The 23,736-nt window shown below is 67.7% G+C and carries 18 protein-coding genes; 11 read left to right on the forward strand and 7 right to left on the reverse strand.

Going from position 1 to position 23,736, the window contains the following annotated elements; translation table 11 throughout:
- Positions 1–123 precede the first annotated feature (123 nt).
- Positions 124–1,008, forward strand: coding sequence for an aminoglycoside phosphotransferase family protein (locus E9229_RS10960; RefSeq protein ID WP_183511253.1), 885 nt, complete (start codon positions 124–126; stop codon positions 1,006–1,008).
- A gap of 92 nt (positions 1,009–1,100) precedes the next feature.
- Here E9229_RS10960 and E9229_RS10965 read toward each other — a convergent pair whose 3' ends face one another.
- Both E9229_RS10965 and E9229_RS10970 read right to left on the reverse strand, forming a co-directional pair.
- The gene (locus E9229_RS10965; protein WP_183511254.1) at positions 1,101–1,757 is read right to left on the reverse strand and encodes a hypothetical protein; all 657 of its coding nucleotides are present in this window, start codon (positions 1,755–1,757) and stop codon (positions 1,101–1,103) included.
- Positions 1,758–1,866: 109 nt separating this feature from the next.
- On the reverse strand, positions 1,867–2,784 hold the full coding sequence (locus tag E9229_RS10970) for a LysR family transcriptional regulator (protein ID WP_183511255.1): 918 nt from the start codon (positions 2,782–2,784) through the stop codon (positions 1,867–1,869).
- A gap of 122 nt (positions 2,785–2,906) precedes the next feature.
- Here E9229_RS10970 and tdh point away from each other — a divergent pair, with 122 nt between their 5' ends.
- Positions 2,907–3,953: an L-threonine 3-dehydrogenase gene (gene tdh / locus E9229_RS10975; RefSeq protein WP_183512012.1), complete on the forward strand. Its 1,047-nt coding sequence runs from the start codon at positions 2,907–2,909 to the stop codon at positions 3,951–3,953.
- A gap of 80 nt (positions 3,954–4,033) precedes the next feature.
- A complete protein-coding gene (locus tag E9229_RS10980) occupies positions 4,034–5,233 on the forward strand; it encodes a glycine C-acetyltransferase (RefSeq protein ID WP_183511256.1) in 1,200 nt (399 codons plus the stop codon).
- Positions 5,234–5,281: 48 nt separating this feature from the next.
- Here E9229_RS10980 and E9229_RS10985 read toward each other — a convergent pair whose 3' ends face one another.
- Entirely contained in the window at positions 5,282–8,350 is a 3,069-nt protein-coding gene (locus E9229_RS10985) for an alpha-mannosidase (protein ID WP_183511257.1), read from the reverse strand.
- Positions 8,351–8,552: 202 nt separating this feature from the next.
- Here E9229_RS10985 and E9229_RS10990 point away from each other — a divergent pair, with 202 nt between their 5' ends.
- Complete coding sequence (locus tag E9229_RS10990) at positions 8,553–9,473, forward strand: N-acetylglucosamine kinase (protein WP_183512013.1); 921 nt, start codon at positions 8,553–8,555, stop codon at positions 9,471–9,473.
- 415 nt (positions 9,474–9,888) lie between these two features.
- The gene (locus E9229_RS10995) at positions 9,889–11,313 is read left to right on the forward strand and encodes an NF041680 family putative transposase (protein WP_221184324.1); all 1,425 of its coding nucleotides are present in this window, start codon (positions 9,889–9,891) and stop codon (positions 11,311–11,313) included.
- A 30-nt stretch (positions 11,314–11,343) separates the two neighbouring features.
- Here E9229_RS10995 and E9229_RS11000 read toward each other — a convergent pair whose 3' ends face one another.
- The 4 genes from E9229_RS11000 to hutH form a co-directional block, all read right to left on the reverse strand.
- Complete coding sequence (locus E9229_RS11000; protein WP_183511259.1) at positions 11,344–12,183, reverse strand: IS5 family transposase; 840 nt, start codon at positions 12,181–12,183, stop codon at positions 11,344–11,346.
- Between the two features lie 88 nt (positions 12,184–12,271).
- Positions 12,272–12,814 carry a hypothetical protein gene (locus E9229_RS11005; RefSeq protein WP_221184436.1) on the reverse strand — a complete coding sequence of 181 codons (543 nt, stop codon included), beginning with the start codon at positions 12,812–12,814 and terminating at the stop codon, positions 12,272–12,274.
- A gap of 1,070 nt (positions 12,815–13,884) precedes the next feature.
- Positions 13,885–14,502 carry a HutD/Ves family protein gene (locus E9229_RS11010; RefSeq protein ID WP_183511261.1) on the reverse strand — a complete coding sequence of 206 codons (618 nt, stop codon included), beginning with the start codon at positions 14,500–14,502 and terminating at the stop codon, positions 13,885–13,887.
- Between the two features lie 28 nt (positions 14,503–14,530).
- Positions 14,531–16,093 carry a histidine ammonia-lyase gene (hutH, locus tag E9229_RS11015; protein ID WP_183511262.1) on the reverse strand — a complete coding sequence of 521 codons (1,563 nt, stop codon included), beginning with the start codon at positions 16,091–16,093 and terminating at the stop codon, positions 14,531–14,533.
- Between the two features lie 151 nt (positions 16,094–16,244).
- Between hutH and E9229_RS11020 the strand changes: the two genes are divergently transcribed.
- Genes E9229_RS11020 through hutI form a run of 6 tightly spaced genes read left to right on the forward strand, consistent with a single transcriptional unit; the run spans position 16,245 to position 23,701 of the window.
- On the forward strand, positions 16,245–16,946 hold the full coding sequence (locus tag E9229_RS11020; RefSeq protein ID WP_183511263.1) for an IclR family transcriptional regulator: 702 nt from the start codon (positions 16,245–16,247) through the stop codon (positions 16,944–16,946).
- Positions 16,943–18,622 (forward strand): urocanate hydratase, encoded by a 1,680-nt coding sequence (hutU, locus tag E9229_RS11025; protein ID WP_183511264.1) that lies wholly within the window; start codon positions 16,943–16,945, stop codon positions 18,620–18,622. Before E9229_RS11020 ends, hutU begins: the two co-directional genes overlap by 4 nt.
- 13 nt (positions 18,623–18,635) lie before the next feature.
- The gene (locus E9229_RS11030) at positions 18,636–19,979 is read left to right on the forward strand and encodes a YjiH family protein (protein ID WP_183511265.1); all 1,344 of its coding nucleotides are present in this window, start codon (positions 18,636–18,638) and stop codon (positions 19,977–19,979) included.
- 10 nt (positions 19,980–19,989) lie between these two features.
- Entirely contained in the window at positions 19,990–21,267 is a 1,278-nt protein-coding gene (locus E9229_RS11035) for an allantoate amidohydrolase (protein WP_407671335.1), read from the forward strand.
- The gene (locus tag E9229_RS11040) at positions 21,264–22,505 is read left to right on the forward strand and encodes a formimidoylglutamate deiminase (protein ID WP_183511268.1); all 1,242 of its coding nucleotides are present in this window, start codon (positions 21,264–21,266) and stop codon (positions 22,503–22,505) included. Before E9229_RS11035 ends, E9229_RS11040 begins: the two co-directional genes overlap by 4 nt.
- Complete coding sequence (gene hutI / locus E9229_RS11045) at positions 22,502–23,701, forward strand: imidazolonepropionase (RefSeq protein ID WP_183511269.1); 1,200 nt, start codon at positions 22,502–22,504, stop codon at positions 23,699–23,701. The genes E9229_RS11040 and hutI overlap by 4 nt, the downstream gene beginning before the upstream one ends.
- Positions 23,702–23,736: the final 35 nt, after the last annotated feature.

A 23,736-nucleotide genomic window follows, 5' to 3' on the forward strand; every position in this document is an offset into this window, starting at 1 on the left:
GACCGGGAAAAGGGTGCAACAGTGTGGATAAGCCCGTCCGGAGTCGTGCCGGCCTCGATTGGGCCGCGGTATCTGCTGCCATAGGCCGGATGCGGATGCGGAAGCCAAGGGAAGGGACACTGGATGCCGGAGTACCGGGACGGGTCGGCGGCACTCCGGCCCAAGCCCGCCGCCGATGTGGACACAGGCCCCGGGGTGGTGCGCGAACTGCTCGCCGAACAACACCCTGACCTGTCAGGCCGGGAGTTGGAATTCGCCGGCGACGGTTGGGACAACGCCGTCTACCGGCTCGGGGAGGAGTTGGCGGTGCGGCTGCCGCGGCGGGCCAATGCGCATTCGCTATTGCTCAACGAGCTACGCTGGCTGCCGTTCCTTGCCCCGCGGTTGCCGCTGCCCGTCCCGGGTGCGTTGTGGCAGGGTCGGCCCAGTGCCGGCTACCCCTATCACTGGGCCATCGTGCCCTGGTTCGAGGGGGTCAGCGCCGCATCGGTTCCGGCGCTCGGGCGCGATGCCTACGCCGTTGACCTGGCCCGGTTCCTGCGCGCGCTGCACGTCCCGGCGCCGGCCGATGCGCCGTTCAACCCGGTGCGCGGTGTGCCGCTGGCCACCCGCGACGAGGCGGTGCGCGGACGACTGGGCTCCGGGCTGCTTCCCGATGCCGCAGCGTTGGAGGCGATCTGGGACGATTCCCTGGCCGCGACGAAGCACGCGGGGCCGGCGCTGTGGCTGCACGGAGACCTGCACCCGCACAACCTGCTGGTTGACTCATCCTTTACTGGCGCGCGGATCACTGCGGTGATCGACTTCGGCGACCTGACCGCGGGGGACCCCGCAAGCGATCTGGCTGCTGCGTGGCTGCATTTTCACCCGGCGCGGGAGGGCCCTGTTCCGCCGGGAGCTGGCCGCCGATTCCTGCTACACGCCGGCGGCCTGGGTTCGGGCCCGGGGTTGGGCACTGCACTTCGGGGCGCTGATGGCGATGCTGCCGCCGGGGGACCCGCTGCATGAGGTCGGAATCCACGCGCTGGAACAGGTGCTGGACCCGGGCCCTGGACCGGACAGTGACCGGCGTGGGCATCGGACAACTGCCGGATGAACACCTACAGCGGACCGAACGCCTGGTTCGCCACCGGGTCGCGCCAGGTCAGCGACAATTCTTCCAGCGCCGCGCGGGGTTCCGGGTTGGTGGCGATGAACCGGCGGAAATCGCGTCGTGCAGTACCGATGAAATGGCCGGGAACCAGGAAGAGGGCAACCGCGGCGGACAGCAGCAACAGGTAGTAACCGACGAAAAAAGCCGGTCCGAACTGTCCGTGGGACAGCAGCGGTGCCAGCGGGAAGTAGGCGATGAAGCCCAGTGGGATGCCGATGACTACCGTGAGGGTGAGCCCGGAGCGGGTGTCTGTTGGGGAGCGGAAGGTATCGGCCGGTGTCATCCGCGGCAGTTTCGTGCGGGAGCGGTTCCAGAGCGGGAACGAGGCGTAGGCGCAGGCGATGCCCAGCACCCCTGCGGTGATCCACGCCGCCCGGGACTCCGGGAAGGCGATGAAGCTCAGCACGGCGAAGCCGACCAGCACGTCGCCCAGCACGAAAAGCATCGCTGCCAGCCCACGGCGGATGCCGAAGTTCAACGCCATGTCACGCAGGGCAGTGCCCTGGTGCGGGTCGCACCACGTCGAGGCCTCGGGGGCGAGCCACTGTTCCAGCGGGCGCAGCGGCGGGTGCTGGTAGGGGGCGGGTGGCAGTGATTGGCTCATGCTGGCTCCAGGGTGGCGGCGGTTCCGAAGGGCCTTCGATTCCGGAACTCGTCGGCCCTCCATTCTTCCACCGTCCCGGGACCGGCGCTGGTTGCCGGGGTGGGTACTTCTATCCGCTTCCGCGGTCCGCCAGGTCGGACATGGTATTGGCCAGCTCGGCGGCCACCCGCCGGACCGAGGTTCGGCGCAGCGTCTCGGGCCGGGCCAACACGTCGATCCGGCGCCGGTGCCCCACCCCGGTCAGGGGCCGCAGCACAACCCCGGGGCCCAGCAGCGCCCCCGCCGTGTACCGGGGCAGTACGCCGAAGAGGTTCCCGGTGGCGACCAGCGCGGCCACCGTCGTGTAGTCGTTGATCCGGTGGGCGATGCGCGGCGGCTGCCCGTTCACGGCCGCGACCGAGGCGACGATGTCGGCCGGGGAGTACCCGTCGCGGCTGACCGCCCAGACGCAGTCGATGAGGTCGTGCGGGGTCAGGGTTTCGCGTGCGCACAGGCGGTGCCCGGCGGGCAGGGCGATGTCCAGCGGCTCGTGGGCCAGCGGAATCACGGCCACGCGGTCCGCGGGCCAGGGCGGGGAGTGGTCCATGCGGTGGGCGAGCACCAGGTCGTAGCGGGCGCTCAGCGCCGGGAAGTCCTGCTGGGCGACATCCTCGTCGAAGAACAGCGGGCGGGGATCCCCGTCCCCGGACAGCCTGGCCAGCAGCGGGGCGAAGAGGGCCTGGCCTACCGAGTGGAATCCGGAGATGCTGACCTCCCCGGCGCCGTCGTGCTGGAAGGCGCCAATGGCCGCACGGGCCTGGGCCATCGCACTGATGACGGAGGCACCGGCGGTGGCCAGGACCCGGCCGGCCTCGGTCAGGACCAGGTTCCGGCCCTCCTTGCGGGTGAGCGGAACGTCGATGCCGCGCTGGAGCTGGGCGAGCTGCTGCGAGACGGCGGACGGGGTGACGTAGAGCGATTCGGCAACTGCGGTGACGCTGCCCAGGTCCCCGAGCTCGCGCAGGATCTGTAGTTGATGGACTTCCATGTAGTGAATGCTAAAGGGTCGATGGAGTTATCGACGATTGTTCTAAACGGTGCGAGGTGGTCTGATGGTTGCAGCAGGGCGTTCCGCACGGGCCGCCGCAACCACCGCGCTAAGGATCGATGATGAAGGCACTGTACAAGTCCGGACCCCATGCCGGACTCGAACTGGTCGAGCGCCCGGAGCCCGCCACCGGCTCCCGCGAGGTCAAGATCCGGGTCATGACCACCGGCATTTGCGGTACCGATCTGCACATCCTGGCCTACGACGAGGCGGCGAAGGCGATGATCAAGGCGCCGATGATTCCCGGGCACGAGTTCTACGGCGAAATCGTCGAGGTCGGTGCCCAGGTGCACGACGTCAAGGTCGGTGACCGGGTCTCCGGCGAGGGCCACGTGGTCTGCGGGATGTGCCGCAACTGCCGGGCCGGACGCCGGCAGATGTGCATCAATACGGTTTCCGTCGGCGTGCAGCGCGATGGCGCCTTCGCCGAATACGTCGTGATTCCCGAGGTCAACGTCTGGGTGCACCGCGACGAATCGATCACCCCCGCCCTGGGTGCCATTTTCGACCCGTTCGGCAATGCAGTACACACGGCGCTGTCCTTCCCGCTGGTCGGCGAGGACGTGCTGATCACCGGTGCCGGTCCGATCGGGCTGATGGCCATCGCCGTGGCCCGGCATGCCGGGGCCCGGAAGATCGCCATCACCGACATTTCCGAACAGCGCCTGGAACTGGCCCGCGGCATCGGCGCCGACCTGGCCATCGACGTGTCCAGGACCCGGATCCGCGACGCCCAGAAGGACCTGGCCATGGTCGAGGGCTTCGACATCGGCATGGAAATGTCCGGCCACGCCACAGCGCTGCCGGAAATGATCGAGAACATGAACCACGGTGGGCGCATCGCCATGCTGGGGCTGCCCACCAGCTCCATCGACATCAACTGGGGCAAGGTCGTCACGCACATGCTTACGCTCAAGGGCATCTACGGCCGCGAGATGTTCGAGACCTGGTACGCGATGAGTGCGATGCTCACCTCCAACCCGGTGCTGCGCGAACACGTCGCCTCGGTGGTCACCGACTTGTTGCCGGCCAGCGAATGGGAAGCCGGGTTCGCCGCCGCAGCCTCCGGGCACGGTGGCAAGGTAGTGCTCGACTGGACCTCGATCTAGCAGCCGCGAACGGCTTCCCGCAGGCCGGGACGGCCACCGGCCCCACCACCAGAACCATCAGGACCCCGTAGGAGAAAAGCATGTACACCACGATGAAGGACGAGCTCGCCACCGAGCTCGATGAATTGCGCGACGCCGGGCTGTTCAAGGCCGAACGCCACATCGACTCGGCGCAGTCGCCCCGGATTAGCGCCGGGGCCATCGGCGATGCGCCGAAGCCGGTGCTGAACTTCTGCGCCAACAACTACTTGGGCCTGGCCGACGATGTGCGGATCATCGCCGCCGCGAAGGAGGCCATGGACACCCGCGGCTTCGGCATGGCCTCGGTCCGCTTCATCTGCGGCACCCAGGACCTGCACCTGGAACTGGAGGCTGCCGTATCGCGCTTCCTGGGCACCGAGGACACCATTTTGTTCTCCAGCTGCTTCGACGCCAACGGCGGTGTGTTCGAGTCGCTCTTCGGTGCCGGCGACGCGATCATTTCCGACGCGCTGAACCACGCCTCGATCATCGACGGGATCCGGCTGTCCAAGGCAGCCCGCTTCCGCTACGCCAACCAGGACATGGCGGACCTGGAGACCCAGCTCAAGGCCGCCGCGGCGCTGAACGAGGGGGCCGGTGCCCGGCGCACCATCATCGTCACCGACGGCGTGTTCTCGATGGACGGCTACCTGGCCCCGCTGGCGGCGATCTGCGACCTGGCTGACGCGTACGGCGCGCTGGTGATGGTCGATGACTCCCATGCCGTGGGCTTCATGGGCGCCACCGGCGCCGGCACACCGGAGCACGCCGGGGTCTCCGGGCGCGTGGACATCTACACCGGCACGTTCGGCAAGGCCCTGGGCGGGGCATCGGGCGGCTACGTCGCCGGGCGTGGGGAAATCGTCGCGATGCTGCGCCAGAAGGCCCGGCCGTACCTGTTCTCCAACTCCCTGGCCCCGGCCATCGTCGCCGCCACGCTCAAGGCCCTGGAACTCATCGAGGGGTCCGGCGAGCTGCGCACGAAGCTCTTCGACAACGCAGCCCTGTTCCGCCGCCGGATGGCCGAGGAGGGGTTTGAGCTGCTCGATGGCGAACACGCCATCGTCCCGGTGATGTTCGGCGACGCGCTCAAGGCGGCGGAGGTTGCCGCGCGGATGCTGGAGAACGGCGTGTTCGTCACGGCGTTCAGCTTCCCGGTGGTACCGCGCGGTGCCGCCCGCATCCGCGTGCAGCTCTCGGCGGCGCACTCGGCCCAGGACGTGGAGGCCTGCGTGCGGGCGTTCGTCGCCAGCCGCTAGCCGGCGCATACCCCTGGCGGGCCGCCCCTGGAAGGCGGCCTGCCGTGCTCAACCCGCCAAGGTGAAGCGCAGCGTGCGTACCTCGAACGCGCCCAGCGACAGCTCCATTGGACTTCCCGTCTGTTCAAGACTCCCGGACTGTCCGAGCTTCCCGGCCAGCTCGAGGGCTCCGGCATCGCCCGGAAGGCCATCCTCCAGCAGGGTGATGGCCCGGGCGCCGGTGACCGGATGGTGGACGGCGAGCGAGCCGGTGGCGCGGCGGCCGAGGGACTCGTAGAGGCGCACCACCAGGTCCCCGGAGCGGTCTGCGGCCAGCTTTACCGCAGAGAGCACCAGGCCCGTACCTTCCAATGAAACCAGTGGTGCGAAGCCATGGTCCCCGGGCAATGTGGTCGCCGCGCTGTTCAACAGCGCGCCGGCCCGCGTGGCGGAGTCGATGTCCGCGCCGATGACCAGCCCGTAGGAGTGGGCCTGCACGCCCTGGTCTGTTTCGGGATCCGGGAAGCGCGGGGCACGCAGCAGCGACAGGCGCACGTTGGTCATCACCCCGGCCGCCGTCGAATCGCGGGTGACATCGAAACCGTAGCTCGAATCGTTGATCAGCGCCGCACCGAAGCCCGGCTCGGCGGCCAGCACGAAGCGGTGCATCGAGGTCTCGAACTTCGCCGCCTCCCAGCTGGTGTTCACGTGGGTGACCCGCTGGTGGTAGCCGAACTGGGTTTCGGCGATCACGTGCTCGGCGCGGATGTCGAAGGGGAACGCGACCTTCAGGAACTTCTCCCTCTCGTGCCAGTCGGTGACCTGCTCGATCAGCAGCGTGCGCGAGCCCGGCGCCAGCACCAGCTCCTGGCGCACGCGCGAGGCGGAGAAGGAGCGCTCGATCATCACGCGGGCAGCCCCGTCGGCATCGGTGGACAGGGTCATCGAATCCAGCTCGACCAAATCGGTGACCTGGTTCCTGTAGTACTTGTCCACGTCCCAGGCGTCCCACATGTTCGGGAAGTCCTGGTGCAGCTGCAGCAGGTTCGCCGCGTGGCCCGGCGCAATGGTTTCGCGCCCGGTTCCGTGATCCAGCGCCGAGGTGATCAGTCCCCGCGCGTCGATCACCACGGTCACCAATGCGTTTGACAGTACGATGCCATCGGCTGTCTCGGTGGCACTCACGGCGTCGGCCACCGGCGCCAGCTCGGCCACCGGCATGCCGGAGCCGGTGGCGATGCCCGAACGGGTGAAGGCGGCGCCGTTGAGCCGGATCGCGGTGTCCCCGTTGCCGACCAATGCCTGCTGCGCCGCGGCGATGATCCCGTTCACCTCGGCGGTGACCCGTTCGTATGCGGCGACCACCTCGCGGTGTACCCAGGCGATGGAGGTGCCGGGCAGGATGTCGTGGAACTGGTGCAGCAACACCGTCTTCCACAGGGTGTCGAGCTCATCGTGCGGGTAGCCGCATCCGGTGCGCACGGCGGCGGTGGCGCACCACAGCTCCGCCTCCACCAGCAGCTGCTCGGTGCGGCGGTTGCCGGCCTTGGTGCGGTGCTGGGAAGTCAGCGTGGCGCGGTGCAGCTCCAGGTAGAGCTCGCCCACCCAGACCGGCGGGTTCGGCAGTTCGGCCCGAGTCCGCTCGAAGAAGGCGTCGGGGTGTTCCCAGGCCACGGTGGCGCTGCCCTCGAGGTCGGCCAGGCGCCGCGCCGTCCCGGTCATCTCGCGGGTGGTGCCGCCGCCGCCATCGCCCCAGCCGACCGGCGCGATGGAACCCGAAGCGTGCCGCGATTCGCGGAACTGGCGCGAGGCCTTCGCGACCTCCTCGCCGGAAAGCTGCCCGTTGTAGGTGTCCATCGAGGGGAAGTGGCTGAAGATGCGCGACCCGTCGATGCCCTCCCAGTCGAAGGTATGGTGCGGGAACTTGTTCAGCTGGTTCCAGGAGATCTTCTGCGTGAAGAACCATTCAAAGCCGGCCCGCCGCATCAGCTGCGGCAGCGCGGGGGAGTAGCCGAAGGAGTCCGGTAGCCAGACCCCGGCGCAGGTGATCCCGAATTCCTCGCGGAAGAACTGCTGGCCGTAGTGGAACTGGCGCACCAGTGCCTCGCCCGATGGCATCACCGTGTCCGATTCGACCCACATGCCGCCCAGCGGCAGGAAGCGGCCCGCCGCTACGGCCTCCTTGACCCGGGAATAGACCTCGGGGCGGTGCTCCTTGAGCCAGGCGTATTGCTGGGCGCTGGACATCCCGTAGAGGAAATCCTCGTCGTAGCCGATCAGTTCCACCATGGAGGAGCAGGTCCGCGCGACCTTGCGGATGGTCTCGCGCACCGGCCAGAGCCAGGCCGAATCGATGTGGGCGTGCCCGATGGCCGAGAGCCGGTGCGCGCTCGCATCGGCCCGCTTCGACAGCACCCCGGCCAGCTGGGCGCGGGCCTCGGGCGCAGTCTGCGCGATGTCCTGCAGGTCCAGGCGGTCCAGCGCGTCGTCCATGGCCTGCAGGATGCGCATCTTGCGTGGGCCATCGGGCAGCTGCCCCTGGAGTTCGAGCAGCACCCGCAGGTCCAGCGCCAGTTCGTGCACCTCGGGTTCGAAGACGGCCAGGTCCATCCGGCCGGTGGCGTAGATCTTGCGCGGGGAGGAGGTGAGGATGTCGCCCTCGGTGGTGGGCAGGAACGGGTGCTCCTGAAGCAGCACCGGGTTGGCAGCCGCTTCGATGAAGTACTCGACCGGCTCGCCGCCGGCCGCCACGTCCGCCACCGGGATCCACTGGTTGCGTGGGTTGATCGACTTCACCGTGGTTCCGTCGGGCCGGTAGACCAGGCCCTCGCATTGGAATCCAGGCAGGTTGGCGTTGAAACCCAGATCGATCAGGGCTTCGACGCGCTTGCCGGCCCACTGTGCGGGCACCGTGCCGCTTATCTTGAACCAGGTGGTTCCCCAGGCGGCGCCCCAGGGGGTGCCGACCGTGTAGGGCGCGTAGTCGCGGCCCAGTGCATCGGCGGGGGATACCGGTTCGCCCGGAAGTTCATGCCAGCCGACGTCCAGGGGTTGGGCCAGCGAATGGATGGCGGGGGTGATGCGTTCACTCAGGACCCGGGTGACGCGTCCTACTGTCAGGGGGATGTCGTCGTGCATGAGACGGCCTCTCTCAAAGCTATGCGGGGGCGTGGCGGCGGCCTTCGGGTGCCGGTCGCCGTGACGCATCGGGCCCTCTGGTTTCCGGGCTGGATCCACGCCCGATCCTAGCCCATCCGATGCAATAATGAGCCTAGCCGGGGCAGTTGCCGCCGACGTCCCGGTGGGCCGAGGGCCGGCCACCTCCGGCGGAAAGAGGATGATGAGCCGCACCAACCAAGCACTGAGACGCCGGCTGGTCGGCCTGGACATCGGCGGGAGCAAGACAGATGCCATGCTCTGGGCCGGGGATGCGCCGGTGGCCCGGGCCCGTGCAGGCAGTGCCAACGTGCAGGGCGTTAGCATCGAGCTGGCCGAAAGGAACCTGGCGGAGGTGTTCGCCGCACTGGATTCCGGTCCCATCGACCGGGTCGTTGCCGGCTCGGGCGGGATGGATACCGAGGCCGACGCCGCCGCGTTGCGCGCGCTGATCGCCGCACACGCGCCCGGCGCCGACATCGTCATTGTCCACGACACCCGGCTGATCCTGGCCGCCGCCGGGGTCGATACGGGTGTCGCGGTGATTCTGGGGACCGGGTCGGCCGTCTGGGGCATCAATCCGGAGGGCAGGGAGGCGCGGGCCGGCGGCTGGGGCTACGTGCTCGGCGACGAGGCCAGCGGCTACTGGATGGCCCGCGAGGCAGTGCGGCACACGCTGCGTGCCCACGACCGCGGCCAAGCGCCCGGAGACCTGGCCCGACGGGTGCTGGCGGCAAACAACGCCGCATCCCCGGTCGACCTGATAGCGCTTTTCCACGAGAACCCCGATAGGCATCATTGGGCAGGGCAGTCGCCGCTGGTCTTCGAGGCGCTCGCCGGCGGTGACCCGGCGGCCGCGGCCATCGTCTCCGACGCCGTGGCACATGTGCGCTCGATGGCCGCCGATGTCACCGGGATGCTGGGATTCGGCGGGCCAGTGGTCATCGGGGGAGGGCTGGGCATGCACCAGCGGGCCTACCGGACTCGATTGCGCGCTTCTTTGGCCGGCATCGGGCTGCACGATGTCCGCTTCCTTCAGCAGGACCCGGTCGAGGGCGCCAAATACCTCTCCGATGCCCGCGGGGGAGGGGCAGGTGCCGGCTGACCGTCCCCCACTGGTTGCCCGAGCCCGGACCGGATTTCAGCACTGCCTGAACGCTGCCCCGGGGTTCGGGATTCGGGTATCGTCTCGTTGAGCCGCGCATCGTTTGGCGCGGAGAAAGCAGTGGCTGACCGATTTCTGCCATCGGACGGTCGAAGGCGAACCGCCCGATATGCAACGATCGACTCCGTCACGCGGAGCCCCGGTGGGGCCCGGGTGACGGAGTGGATGCCAGGAAAGTTTCCGGTGCACCCACTGATGGCGAAAGGTGCAGGCAACTAAGCTTGCTATTTAACCTCTGGCGGAAAGTCTGTTGACTTTCCGCGCCTCAATCGGCGTGTCATGACACGATAAGCGGCCCTCGTTTCTCATGCTGTTTGGTACCAACAAGACAGCAAAAGGACCGAGGGCCGTGGCGATGAGTATGCATGAATGTTCCGGTGAATCGCAAGCCTCCTGCCCCGAGCAGCAATTCGATGCGTTCCGGCAAAGCTACTACCGCTGCCTCACCCGTAGGGCCGATGCGCTCTTCGAACTCACTGATGCATTGCTGTGTACCCAGGGGAAAGTCACCGACCTGGCCCACCTGTCCCTGGAACCCGAGCACCACCGCGGCCACGGGGCCCTGTATGACGCGGTGAACTCCGGGAACATCAACCACGCGGCACTGAAAACCCTCATCGGGGCGCTGCCCGTGCCCAAGATCCCGGGCCCGGACGGCCGGAAGAGGATCGTGCTCGCGGTGGACGTGTCGAACTGGCTGCGCCCGGACGCCGGATGCAGCCCCGGGCGCGCGTTCTGCCACACCTACGCCCGCAACGGGCAAGCGCAAATGGTTCCGGGGTGGCCTTATTCTTTCGTGGCCGCACTGGAATCCGGCGCCACCTCCTGGACCGCACTGCTGGACGTGGTGCGGCTGCGCCCGGCCGATGACGCGACCGCGATCACCGCAGATCAGCTCCGGAGCGTCGTTGACCGGTTGAGCGCCACCGGGCAGCAACAGAGCACAGATCCCGAGGTCTTGGTGGTCATGGATGCCGGCTACGACGTGACCCGTCTGGCTTGGCTGCTCCAAGACCTGCCGGTGGTGCTGGTGGCCCGGTTGCGTTCGGACCGGGTGTTCTACGCCCCGGCCGGGGCACGCCGCGGACCGACCAAGGGCCGGCCGCCGCGCCACGGAGCCAAGCTGGCTCTGCGCGATCCGGCCACACACCCGGACCCTGTGCACCGTTCGGTCCAGGAACTGGAGCGGTACGGAGCCGTGAGCACGGTCGCGTTCGAGCGGATGCACCAAAAGATCGACACCAGGGCTGGGTGCAAGGATTCCCACGGTTCCCCACCCCTCATCGAAGGCACGGTGATCGGACTGAACGTCGAACACCTGCCCGGTGGGCAGCCACCAAAGCCGATGTGGCTGTGGGCGTCCAAACCCGTCCCCGGCGATGTCCGGGAGGTGGATCATTGGTGGTCCATGTACCTGCGTCGTTTCGATATCGAGCACACGTTCCGCTTCCTGAAACAGAACCTGGGCTGGGCCCGGCCCCACCTGCGGGAGCCGAATGCGGCAGACCGCTGGACCTGGATCGTGATCGCGGCGCACACCTCGCTGCGGCTGGTGCGGCCAATGGCCATTGAGTGCCGCTTGCCGTGGCAACAGCCCATTCCAGAGTCCAAGTTGACCCCGGGAAGAGTCCGGGCGACCTATCGGCGTGCCTGCCGGGACGCGGTCCACCCGGCGAACCCGCCGATAGCTTCCACGGCCGGTCCGGGACGTCCCCGAGGCGGCGTGAATCGGGTCAAACCCGTGACCCAGCCCGTCGGGCTGGCCCACTACAAAGGTTAAATGCCAAGCTAAGAAATTGCGCCAATAGGCTCAGGGGCAGCGGAGGGGTCGGGCATCCCAGCGGTGGGTCAGCCAGGCTTCGCGGATGAGTCGGCGGATCACGATGACACTGTTCGCCAAAGCGATGAACGCGTTGATGACGGTGGTGCGTCGTTCGGTGCAGATCGCCAGTTTGCGGAATCCGCGGTTGTGCCAGGAGTTGGTGCGTTCCACCACCCACCGTTTGCCGACCTGGATCGGTGAGGGGATGCCTTTGGTGGCGACCTCGCCCGCGCAGCCGAGTTCCTCGAGCAGGTCCCGGGTCGTGGTCGAGTCGTAGCCGGCATCCAGGTGCACGGTGATCTTTGGTGGCAGGTGGAATCCGAAGCGGGAGAGCCGTTCCAGGGTGGGGCGTAGTAGCGGGGAGTCGTGCCGGTTCGCCGGTGCCACCACGGTGCCCAGCGGGATGCCTTTGCCATCGACCAGGAGGGAGCGTTTGGTTCCTTGTTTGCCGCGGTCTACCGGGGATCGGCCGGCGGCTTCGCCGCCGCAGGGGGCCTTGACGATGCACCCGTCCACGGCGAGGTCTTCGAAGTCGATGCCCACGATCCGGTCGTAGGATTCCAGGGCGATTTGTTCGAGGTGTTCAAAGATCCCGGCGTGGATCCATTCGTCGCGGCGTCGTCGGATGGTGGTGGCGGAGCAGGTGGTGTCGGAGATTTTCTCGTAGGAGGCCCCGAGGACGAGGACCTGGATGAGCTTGTCGAAGACGAGCCTGTCCGGGATGCGGGGGCGGTGGCAGCCCAGGGGGTGGTGGTCTTCAACGGGTGGGATCAGGGCCTGGAATTGGGTCCAGAGGGGTTCGATGAGGAATGATGGAAGGGCAGGCACGGTTCTCCTGGATCGCATATTTTCTTGGTCGAAAACATGTTTAACACGGAGCCGTGCCTGCTTTTCGTTAATGACGTCGCGGGGTTGGTTAATGACGTGGCGGGGGTCGGTTGTTGGTCTCGGACTGGGCGCCTATTGGCGCGATTTCTAACTCACGGATCTTCACAGCACCCGAGTACTTGGTGTTGCTCGTGATGCCGGGCTCCTTCGTGAAGAAGGAATCAGGGCTGCAGGTAGTCTTCAGCTGCAGCGTCTTTCCGACATCGGCACTGGTGGTCCTGTAGGTGAGCTTTGTTGCGTCCTTGATGTTCTTGGTGCCGCGCTGCCACTGGTAGCTGCACTTGGAAATGACTTGGTTCCAAGCGGTGGATTCGTTCTTGGCGGTTTTCTTGACCTTGATCAACTGCCCTTTGCGGGCGGACGTGGTTGAGGCAACCGGAGGGTGGAAGCTCATCTTGCCCGAGGTGGACAACGAGATCGACACGGTGTTGGTGATCTTGAGGCGACCGATTTTGGTGCTCCTGCTGCTCATGGGCGACGTGTAGCCCGTACCGTTGGACGTGACCGTGCCGGTGGCTCCGACTGTGGACGGCCAGCCGAGGCTGGCAACGACGTGCGGCATGCCGTACATCGTTGCCAATATGCCGGGGCCTTGTAGGGCTGTCCCTTGGCGAACTTCTTCTCGATGAGAAGGCTCATGCGGACACTTTTTAGCGACGTGGATTTGGCTAGGGCAGCGGGGGGGGCCAGCCCGGTCGTTCCGAATATGTTGAGGCTGCTCAGTTTTGGCAGCGTGGCGATGGAGGCGAAATCGGCTTTAGCGCCCCCGACATTCATTTGAAGGTCGGCAAGCTGTTTGCTGCCTGCTGGTTTCTTGAGCGAAAGGGCCTTATTTGTCGAGAATAATAATGAGGACAGCCGAGGGAGCGGGGCGATGTCCGCCACGGTACTGACCTTGGTCGGACCCGTGAACAACCAAGTCAACCTCGGGAAATCCTTAGTGAAGGCAAACGCCGGGTCAGTCACGGGAGAATCCACGCTGAGGTATCGGAGACCGAGGCCCTTGAGCTTGGAGGTGCCGGTGATCTTCAGCTTCTTGCCTGAGTGGTCGATGGTGCATGGGGTGTAAATGGTCTTCGCCGCGGCCTGAGCCGGAACCGGAACCGATGCGCCCAGGAGTACCCCGGCGGCCAGAACAGCCGAGGCGGTCCATGCGGTGATTTTCCAAAAACAGGTTCCACCGCTAAATGGCGGGCTGTGATGACGTGGAATTCTCGCTTTCAGGTGCGGAAATACCGGTGAGTAGAGTCATCACCACGGACATCCATACAGGTGAGCGGTAAATCGGTGGGGGTGTCGTTGGTGTAGCCGATATTCTCGATGTCCCCAGGCCCGCTCAGCCTTCTTGCTTTCCGGATTTGCCAGCGGTTCGCATTGTGCCGCAGGCAGGGGCCACTCCAGCGGAGTCGTGAAGGGGGGGCCGTGGCCGGTTGGCAGCTCGGGGTTGGCGGTATCAGCCGGGCTATCGAAGCCCTTCTGGCCGCTGTCCACTGCCGGGACGATCAGCAAAACCCAGGGCCTTCCGCCGGACGCCGCCGGGCATCACTGCACCGTTTTCGCGGGGACGACGAAAAGGCGGGTGCGGCAGCCGGGAAGTAATTTCCTGCCGCCGTACCCGCCGCTATCGCGTGCGATCCCGGATTACGCCGGGTCCAGTGACACCACGGCGAGGAAACCCCGACCGCTGATGGTGGGGGTTTCCTGCTCCCCGCCCACTACGGTATCGAGCCGGCCCAGCTCCGCTTGCGTGCCGTCGGCCGTGTTCAGCGTGGCCTTGCCCTGGAGCAGGACGCCGAACTGGCCCCCGAAGAGGTGCTGCGGGTGCTTCTTGGACAGCTCGACGATGGCCACGTGGCCCGTGACGGTGCCGGTGCGGGCGATCAGGTTCAGGTCCCGGATCGGCCCGGTCGGCAGCGTCGCGCTGGTGGCCGAACCGCCGTCGAAGCGCAGTGGCCGGAAGCGCTCCAGCTGCTTTTCCTGCCCGTCGATTTTCATCGCCAGCAGTTCGCCCTCGATGACCGTCAGGATCCGGGTCATGCCGGTGAAGGCGGAGAAATCGCCCGCCGTGTCGACATCGGCGATGCTCAGCCGCCAGTCCCAGTCGTCCCCGGTCACCGTTTCGGGCGCGCCGGCCATCGACAGCTTCCCGGAAAGGATCTGCCGGGTGGTGCCGCCCCCGTTGCGCCACTTTGCAGCGGGCAGGTCGGAATAGGCGATCACGGAGCCGGGTGTCAGTGGCTGGTTCGAAAGGGTGTTCATGAACCGATCCTAGGTGGTGGTGTGGGTGCTAGACGAGCGGGGCGTCGAGGGCCGAGTTGGCCGCAGCGAGGATGGAGCCGTCGCTGATCAGCTGGAACACTGCCTCGATTTCGGGGGCGATGTACCGGTCGGTGCCCGGGCCTTCGACCTTGGTGCGGATGGATTCGCGCACTGCAGTGATCACCGCAGAGGACTTGGTGCTGGCAAGTCCGCCGTCACGCATGTCCAGTGCGCGGGCGCTGGTGAGCAGTTCGATGGCCAGCACGCGGGCCAGGCCATCGACGGCCTTGCGCAGCTTGAGGCCTGCGTGCCAGCCCATGGAGACGTGGTCCTCCTGCATGGCCGAAGACGGGATGGAATCCACCGAGGCCGGAACGGCCAGGCGCTTGAGCTCGGAGACGATGCCGGCGGCGGTGTACTGGGCGATCATGTGCCCGGAGTCGACTCCCGGATCATCGGCCAGGAAGGCGTTCAGGCCGTGGCTGCGGGCGGTGTCCAGGAAGCGGTCGGTGCGACGCTCGGAGATCGAGGCCAGGTCGGCGACGGCGATGGCCAGGAAGTCCAAGACGTAGCCCATCGGGGCGCCGTGGAAGTTGCCGTTGGATTCGACACGGCCATCGGGGGTGACCACGGGGTTGTCGATGGCCGAGGCCAGTTCGATGGAGGCAACCGATTCGGCATGGGCCAAGGTGGCGCGCACGGCGCCATGGACCTGCGGGGCGCAACGCAGCGAGTAGGCGTCCTGCACGCGGGTGAACTGGTGGGCGCCGGCCTTCTGCTCGGCCAGTAGCGGGGAGCCGGCAAGCACGGTGCGCATGTTGGCGGCCGCGGCCATCTGGCCCGGGTGCGGGCGCAGCGTGTGCAGGTCCGGCGCGAAGACATCGTCGGTGCCCAGCAGGCCCTCGACGCTCATGGCGGCGGAAAGGTCGGCGATGCTGACCAGCTTGCGCAGGTCCGAGGAGGCCATCAGCAGCATGCCCAGCATGCCGTCGGTGCCGTTGATCAGCGCCAGGCCTTCCTTCTCGGCCAGCACTACCGGTTCGATGCCGGCGGCGGCCAGGGCCACGGCGGCATCGACCAGTTCGCCGTCCGCATTGCGGACCTTGCCCTCACCCATGACTGCCAAGGCGCAGTGCGAGAGCGGGGCGAGGTCACCGGAGCAGCCCAGTGAGCCGTATTCGCCGACGACGGGGGTGATGGCGGCGTTCAGCAACGCGGCGTAGGTCTGTGCGACCACGGGGCGAACGCCGGTGCGGCCGGTTGCCATGGTGGAGAGGCGGTTGAGCATCAGGCCGCGGATGACCTCGCGGTCGACCTCGGTGCCGGAGGAAGCGGCGTGCGAGCGGATCAACGAGCGCTGCAGCTGGGTGCGCAGCTCGATCGGGATCTGCTTGGTGGCCAGCGCGCCGAAGCCGGTGGAAACGCCATAGTGCGGGATGGTGTCGTTGACCAGCGCGTCAATGACGGCGCGGGATTCGGCCATGGCTGCCAGCGATGCGGCCGAGAGCTCGATCGGGGCCAGGTGGCGTGCGACGTTGACGACGTCGGCGGGGCTGAGGGCTCCGGTTGAAACGCTGACGATGGAGGTCATGTTTTGTCCTTTTGTGAGTGCTCCGAAAACCCGGAGCTTGCCATGTGGTGAAATACACGTTTCAATAAGTGAAACGCAGTGAAGCCCAAAGGGCAACCCCGCGTCATGAAAAACGACACGTAAGTGAAGCACATCCACCCAGGAGTGAAAAGTGGCAGAACCCTCGACCCGGACAGTAGAACGGGCCCTGCAGTTGCTGGGCTCGGTCTGCGACGCCGGCTCGTTGTCACTGGCCGACGCGGCACGGGGCACCGAGCTCTCGGCTTCGACGGCGCTGCGACTGCTGCGCACGCTGGAATCCACCGGGTTCGTCCGCAAGGACGAGGACGGGGCCTACCGGCCCGGGCTGCGCATCGTGCAGCTCGGAGCCCAGGCGCTGAGCCACGAGTCGATCATTTCGCTTGCCGAGCCGGGCCTGGCCCGACTCGTGGAAGCCACCGGTGAATCGGCCTACCTCAATGTCAAGGCCAACCACGGGGCGGGGGCCGACCAGGGCCTGTACATCGCCATGCGCGAGGGCACCCACTCGGTGCGCCATTCCTCGTGGGTTGGACGTACGGTCCCGCTGAAGGGAAGCGCCTCTGGCGCCGTCCTGACAGGCAACACACCCGTCTGCGGGTACGCGGTGGTGGACCGCGGCGTCGAAGCCGACGTCACGGCCATCGCAGCACCCATCACGGTGACCATGCATGCTCCCGACGGGAGCATCTCGGGCCGGCGCGTCATCGCCGCGCTCAGCGTGGTCGCCCCCAGTTACCGCATGACCCCCGAAAAGGTCAGTGCCATCGGCTGTCTCGTCACAGCCGAGGCCGACCGCATCTTGACCGCCTACCAACAGGAGAACCAGCCATGAGCTTTACCCAACATGATCCCTCCCGCGTCATCCGTTCGCCGCGCGGCACCACGCTGACGGCCAAGAGCTGGCAGACCGAGGCGCCGCTGCGCATGCTGATGAACAACCTGGACCCCGAGGTCGCCGAGCGCCCCGAGGACCTGGTCGTCTACGGCGGCACCGGCCGCGCGGCCCGCTCCTGGGAAGCCTACGACGCGATCATCAAGACCCTGACCGACCTGGAAGAGGACGAGACCCTGCTGGTCCAGTCCGGAAAGCCGGTCGGCGTGTTCCGCACCAACAAGTGGGCACCGCGCGTGCTCATCGCCAACTCGAACCTGGTCGGCGACTGGGCCACCTGGCCCGAGTTCCGCAAGCTCGAGGCCGAGGGCCTGATGATGTACGGCCAGATGACCGCCGGTTCCTGGATCTACATCGGTACCCAGGGCATCCTGCAGGGCACCTACGAGACCTTCGCCGCCATCGGCGAAAAGCGCTACGGCGGCACCCTTGCCGGTACGTTGACCCTCACCGGCGGCTGCGGCGGCATGGGCGGCGCCCAGCCGCTGGCCGTTACCCTCAACGGCGGCGCCTGCCTGATCATCGACGTGTCCGAGGAACGCCTGCGCCGCCGCCTGGGCAAGCGCTACCTGGACGACGTCGAGCTGGACCTGGACGCAGCGATCGCCAAGGTCACCGCCGCCAAGAACGAGAAGCGCGCCCTGTCCGTGGGCTACGTCGGCAACGCCGCCGAGGTCTTCCCGGAACTGCTGCGCCGCCAGAAGGCCGGGCAGATCGACATCGACATCGTCACCGACCAGACCTCCGCGCACGACCCGCTGTCCTACCTGCCGGTTGAATTCACCGTCGAGAACTGGGACGCCGAGGCCAAGACCGACGAAGCCGGCTTCACCCTCAAGGCACAGGCTGCCATGGCCGCACACGTGAAGGCCATGGTCGAGTTCCAGGACATCGGCGCCGAGGTCTTCGACTACGGCAACTCGATCCGCGACGAGGCCCGCAAGGGCGGCTACGACCGCGCCTTCGAATTCCCGGGCTTCGTCCCGGCCTACATCCGCCCGCTGTTCTGCGAGGGCCTGGGCCCGTTCCGCTGGGTGGCGCTTTCAGGGGACCCGGAAGACATCCGCGTCACCGACGAGGCACTGAAGAACCTGTTCCCGGAGAACGAGCACCTGCACCGCTGGTTGGATGCAGCCCAGGAGCACGTCGAATTCGAGGGCCTGCCGGCACGCATCTGCTGGCTCGGCTACGGCGAACGCCAGAAGGCCGGACTGCTGTTCAACCAGCTCGTCGCCGAGGGCAAGGTTTCGGCGCCGATCGTGATCGGCCGCGACCACCTGGACTCCGGTTCGGTGGCCTCCCCGTACCGCGAGACCGAGGCCATGGCCGACGGTTCGGACGCCATCGCCGACTGGCCGCTGCTCAACGCCCTGACCGCCACCAGCTCCGGTGCCACCTGGGTCTCGATCCACCACGGCGGCGGTGTCGGCATCGGCCGTTCCATCCACGCCGGGCAGGTCTCGCTGGCCGACGGCACCGAGCTGGCAGCGGCCAAGCTCGAGGCGCTGCTGACCAACGACCCGGGCATGGGCGTGATCCGCCACGTGGATGCCGGTTACCAGCGTGCCGTGGATGTGGCTGCCGAGCGCGGCGTTCGCATCCCGATGGCAAAGTAGGGCGCACCACACTATGGACGGCACTCTCGGAACACTCATTGAACCGGCCAAGACGGCCGAGAAGACCAAGGGGTTGTGGCGATTCTTCGTCTACAGCCTGATCGGGATCTTCATGTTCTTCATCCCCATCAACATCGGCGGGAAAGAGACCATCCCGCTGGACCACCTGGTCAGCGCGATCACCACGGCACTGGGCCCGGTGGTCAAGTACCTGATCCTCGGGCTGATCCTGGCTGGAACGATCTTCCCCTTCGCCTCCGGGCGTTGGCGTGAGTCGCGGATCAAGACGCTGTTCGCGTTCCTGAACATCCTGGGCCTGGCAACGGGCACCATGATGGTGTTCAACGTGGGACCGGCACTGCTCTTCGAACCGGACCTCGGACCGTTCCTGTTCAACAAGCTGGTGGTTCCGGTGGGAATGATAGTGCCCGTGGGTGCCGTCTTCCTGGCCCTGCTCGTGGGCTACGGACTCATGGAATTCGTCGGGGTGCTCGTGCAGCCGGTCATGCGACCGATCTGGCGCACCCCCGGCCGCTCCGCCATCGACGCCGTGGCGTCGTTCGTGGGCAGCTACTCGCTGGGCCTGCTGATCACCGACCGGATGTACCAGTCCGGCCGCTACACCGGCCGCGAATCGGCGATCATCGCCACCGGCTTCTCCACCGTCTCGGTCACCTTCATGCTGATCGTGGCCAAGACGCTGGATATCATGCACCTCTGGCTTCCCTACTTCTTCCTCACCTTCGGCGTGACGTTCCTGGTCACCGCCATCGTGGTGCGGATCCCGCCGCTGAGCCGGGTCGAAGACGAGTACTTCCCGGCTGCCACCGCGCAGCCGGAGGAGAAGGTCACTTCGCGCCGGTTCGCCACCGCCTGGGGCGAGGCCATGGGCATGCTGAGCACCGCACCGAAGCTGGGCGCCAACGTCTGGGTCAACTTCAAGGACGGGCTGCTGATGTCGATGGCGATCCTGCCCTCGATCCTCTCGGTCGGCCTGATCGGCCTGCTGCTGGCCCGCTTCACCCCGGTCTTCGACTGGCTTGGATTCATCTTCCTGCCGATCACCTGGGCCGTAGGCCTGCCTGACCCGATGCTCGCAGCCAAGGCCTCGGCCGTCGGCATCGCCGAGATGTTCCTGCCGGCCACCGTGGTCGCCGGGCACGAATCGGAGCAGCTGCGCCTGGTCATCGCCGTGGTTTGCGTGTCGGCGATCATCTTCTTCTCCGCCCTGGTGCCCTGCATCCTGGCCACCCGGATTCCGGTCAAGGTCTGGCAGCTGTTCGTCATCTGGGCCCAGCGCGTCGCGCTGACCCTGCTGATCACCACCCCGATCGCCTTCCTGATGGTGGGCAACTAGGACAATGAGCGTGCAAACATCAACAGTTAATTCACTGCTGGCGGCCATCGCCGACGTCGGCCGCGACCAGAAGCGCGGGGGCTACTCCCGTGCCGTGTACTCGGACGCCGAGCTGAGCCTGCGCGAATGGTTCATCGCCGAGGCGACCACCCGCGGCCTGGAGGTCTCCACCGATGCCAACGGCATCATCTGGGCCTGGTGGGACCTGCCCGGCGCCACGGACGTCGCAGCATCGCGCCGCGGCGCGCTGGTCACCGGATCGCACCTGGACTCGGTTCCCGGCGGCGGCGCGTTCGACGGCCCGCTGGGCGTGGCCAGCTCGCTGGCGGCCTATGACGTGCTCGCCGCCCGCGAGGCCTCCGGTGCTCTTCTGCGCAACCGCGCCATGGCCATCTCGGTCTTCCCCGAGGAGGAGGGCTCGCGCTTCGGCGTGGCCTGCCTGGGCTCGCGCCTGCTCACCGGCGCCATCGACCCGGTGCGTGCGCTGAACCTGCGCGACGCGGCCGGCAACACGTTCGCCGACGTGGCCAAGGCCAACGGCATGGACCCGGCGGGCTTCGGCCGCGACGAGTCGACGCTGGGGTTGATCGGCGACTTCATCGAGCTGCACGTGGAGCAGGGCAAGGGCCTGAACTCCGAGGCGTTCACCGACGCGGCGGGCCGCGGTCCGGCGCTGGCAGTGGGCGACACCATCCTGGGCCACGGCCGCTGGAAGCTGAGCTTCACCGGCCAAGGCAACCACGCCGGCACTACGCTGATGTCCGACCGCTCCGACCCGATGCTCGCCGCCGCGCAGTGCGTGGTGGCGGTGCGCCAGACCGGTGCCGCGCAGGACAATGCGCGGGCCACGGTGGGCCGGCTGGAGCCGGTGCCCGGCGGCACGAACGTCATCGCCTCGCGCGTGGACCTCTGGCTGGACGTGCGCCACCCGGACGACGCGATCACCGCGATGCTGGTCGAGAAGATCCACGGCCAGGCGCAGCGGATCGCGGCCCTGGAGGGATGCTCCGTGTTGCTGACCGAGGAGTCCTTCTCCAACACGGTTCACTTCGACCCGGCGCTGGCCAAGGCACTGTCGGTCTCGGTGCGCCGCACCGTCGCCGACGCGCCGCTGCTGCCCACCGGCGCCGGCCACGACGCCGGGGTGCTCGCCTCCGAGGTCCCCACCGGGATGCTCTACGTGCGCAACCCCTCGGGCATCAGCCATTCGCCGGAGGAATACGTCGAAAACGACGATGCCCACGCCGGGGTGCTGGCCCTGGCCGACGTCTTGGAGGACCTGCTGTGAGCACCGAGAACCTCGTGACCGTCCCGGGGCCGGTCAATGCGCATTCACATGCGTTCCACCGGATCCTGCGCGGTCGTACCCACGAGGGCGCCGACGGCGGCGCCGGTACGTTCTGGACCTGGCGCGACCAGATGTATGCCGCAGCGGCGGGCCTGACCCCGGCCGGCTACCAGCAGCTGGCCACGGCGACGTTCGCCGAAATGGCGGTCACCGGCTGGACCGCGGTGGGGGAGTTCCACTACCTGCACCACGATGTCGACGGCACCCCCTATGGTGCCGCCGGAACCGGTGAAACCCACGCCATGGAGCGGGCCCTGGCCCGCGCCGCAAAGGCAGCCGGCATCCGCCTAGTGCTGCTGGACACCTGCTACCTGCAGGGCGGACTGGGTGCCGACGGAGCGGCGCTGGAACTCAACGAGACCCAGGTCCGCTTCTCCGACGGCGACGTCGCCGGCTGGCTGGCCCGCCACGACTCGCTGGCCGCCGCGCTGGCGCAGGAGGACGCGGGCGAGGGACTGGTGAGCCTGGGGGCGGCCATCCACTCGGTCCGCGCCGTCTCCCCGGAGGCGCTCGCACAGATAGCTGCCGGGCTTGACCCGACGCTGCCGCTGCACGTGCACCTGTCCGAGCAGCCCGCCGAAAACGAGGCCTGCCTGGCCGCGTACGGACTGAGTCCGACCGGGCTGCTGGAACGGGCCGGACTGCTGGGGGCCCGGCTCTCGGCCGTGCACGCCACGCACCTGAGCGAGGCGGACATTGCGGCGCTGGGTGCGGCGGGCGCCGGCATCGTGATGTGCCCGACCACCGAGGCCGACCTCGGCGACGGCATCGGCCCGGCCCGCGAGCTTGCGGACGCCGGGGCCGTCATCAGCCTGGGCACCGACCAGCACGCGGTGGTGGACCCGTACCTGGAACAGCGCGCGCTGGAACATGGGGAACGGCTGCGCAGCGGGGTCCGCGGGCGCTTCAGCCCCACGGAAATCGCCGCCGCGGCCCGCGCCGGCGGCCTGCGCTCGCTGGGCCTGGCCGAGAACGAGGACCACCTGGTGGTCCGCGCCGACACGATGCGCACCATCGGTTCGCGTGCCGCGCAGCTGCCGCTGACCGCCACGGCGGCGGACATCGCCGAGGTGCACATCAACGGGGTGCTCGTCGCGAAGGACGGCATTCACACGACATTGGGGGACCCGGCAGCACTGTTCGCCGCGTTCCTCGCCGAACACGGGGAGTTTTCATGAGCACCACGCTGATCACCAATATCTCGGAGCTGTTCACCTCCGACGCCGCCGCCGGCATCATCACCGACGCCGCGATCCTCTTCGAGGGTGAAACCATTGCCTGGCTCGGTGCCGCCACCGATGCCCCGGCCGCGGACACGGTACTTGACGCCGGGGGGCGCGCCGCCCTGCCGGGCTGGGTCGACTCGCACTCGCACCTGGTTTTCGCCGGGGACCGCAGCCGCGAATTCGTGGCCCGCATGGCCGGTCAGGACTACGCGGCCGGCGGCATCGCGGTGACCACTGCGGCCACCACCGCGGCATCGGATTACGAACTGACCCGCCTGGTCATGGGCCGGGTCGCCGAGGCGCTGGCCAACGGCACCACCTTCATCGAGACGAAGACCGGATACGGTCTGAGCGTCGAGGAGGAGGCCCGCCACGCGCGGATCGCCTCCACGGTGGTGGACCGGGTCACCTACCTGGGTGCGCACCTGGTTCCGGCGGGCATGGATGCGCAGGAGTACACGGACCTGGTCTGCGGGGAGATGCTCACGCGCGTGCTGCCGTACGTGCAGTTCGCCGACGTGTTCTGCGAACAGGGAGCCTTCAACGAGGCCCAGTCCCGCCAGGTGCTCACTGCCGCGCGCGAGGCGGGCCTTGGCCTGCGCGTGCACGGCAACCAGCTGAACCCCGGCCCCGGGACCAAGCTCGCCGTGGAGTTCGGTGCCGCTTCGGTGGACCACGTGAACCACATCGACGCCTCGGACATCACCGCGCTGGCCGGTTCCTGGAAGAGCTGGGACGCTGTAACGCGCACCGGAACGCCGGGCACCGTGGCCACCTGCCTGCCGGCCTGCGACCTGTCCACCCGGCAGCCGTTGGCCCCGGGCCGGGAGCTGATCGACGCCGGCGTGCAGATAGCGCTGGCATCGAACTGCAACCCGGGCACCAGCTACACCTCCTCGATGGCATTCTGCGTCTCCACCGCCGTGCTGCAGATGAAGCTGAGCATCGAGGAAGCCGTCACGGCAGCCACCTACGGCGGCGCCCTGGCCCTGGGCGTGCAGGATTTGGTCGGTTCGCTGGAGGTTGGCAAGCGCGCCGACCTGCAGCTGCTGAACGCACCGTCCATTGCGCACCTGGCCTACCGTCCGGGCATGAACATGTCCGGCCCGGTCTTCCGCGCCGGCGCATTGGTGGCCGGCTCGCTCTAGGGACACACGTCACTGCACCAGCCACGCGGCGCTCC

Source organism: Paeniglutamicibacter cryotolerans (assembly GCF_014190875.1).
Classification (GTDB): Bacteria; Actinomycetota; Actinomycetes; order Actinomycetales; family Micrococcaceae; genus Paeniglutamicibacter; species Paeniglutamicibacter cryotolerans.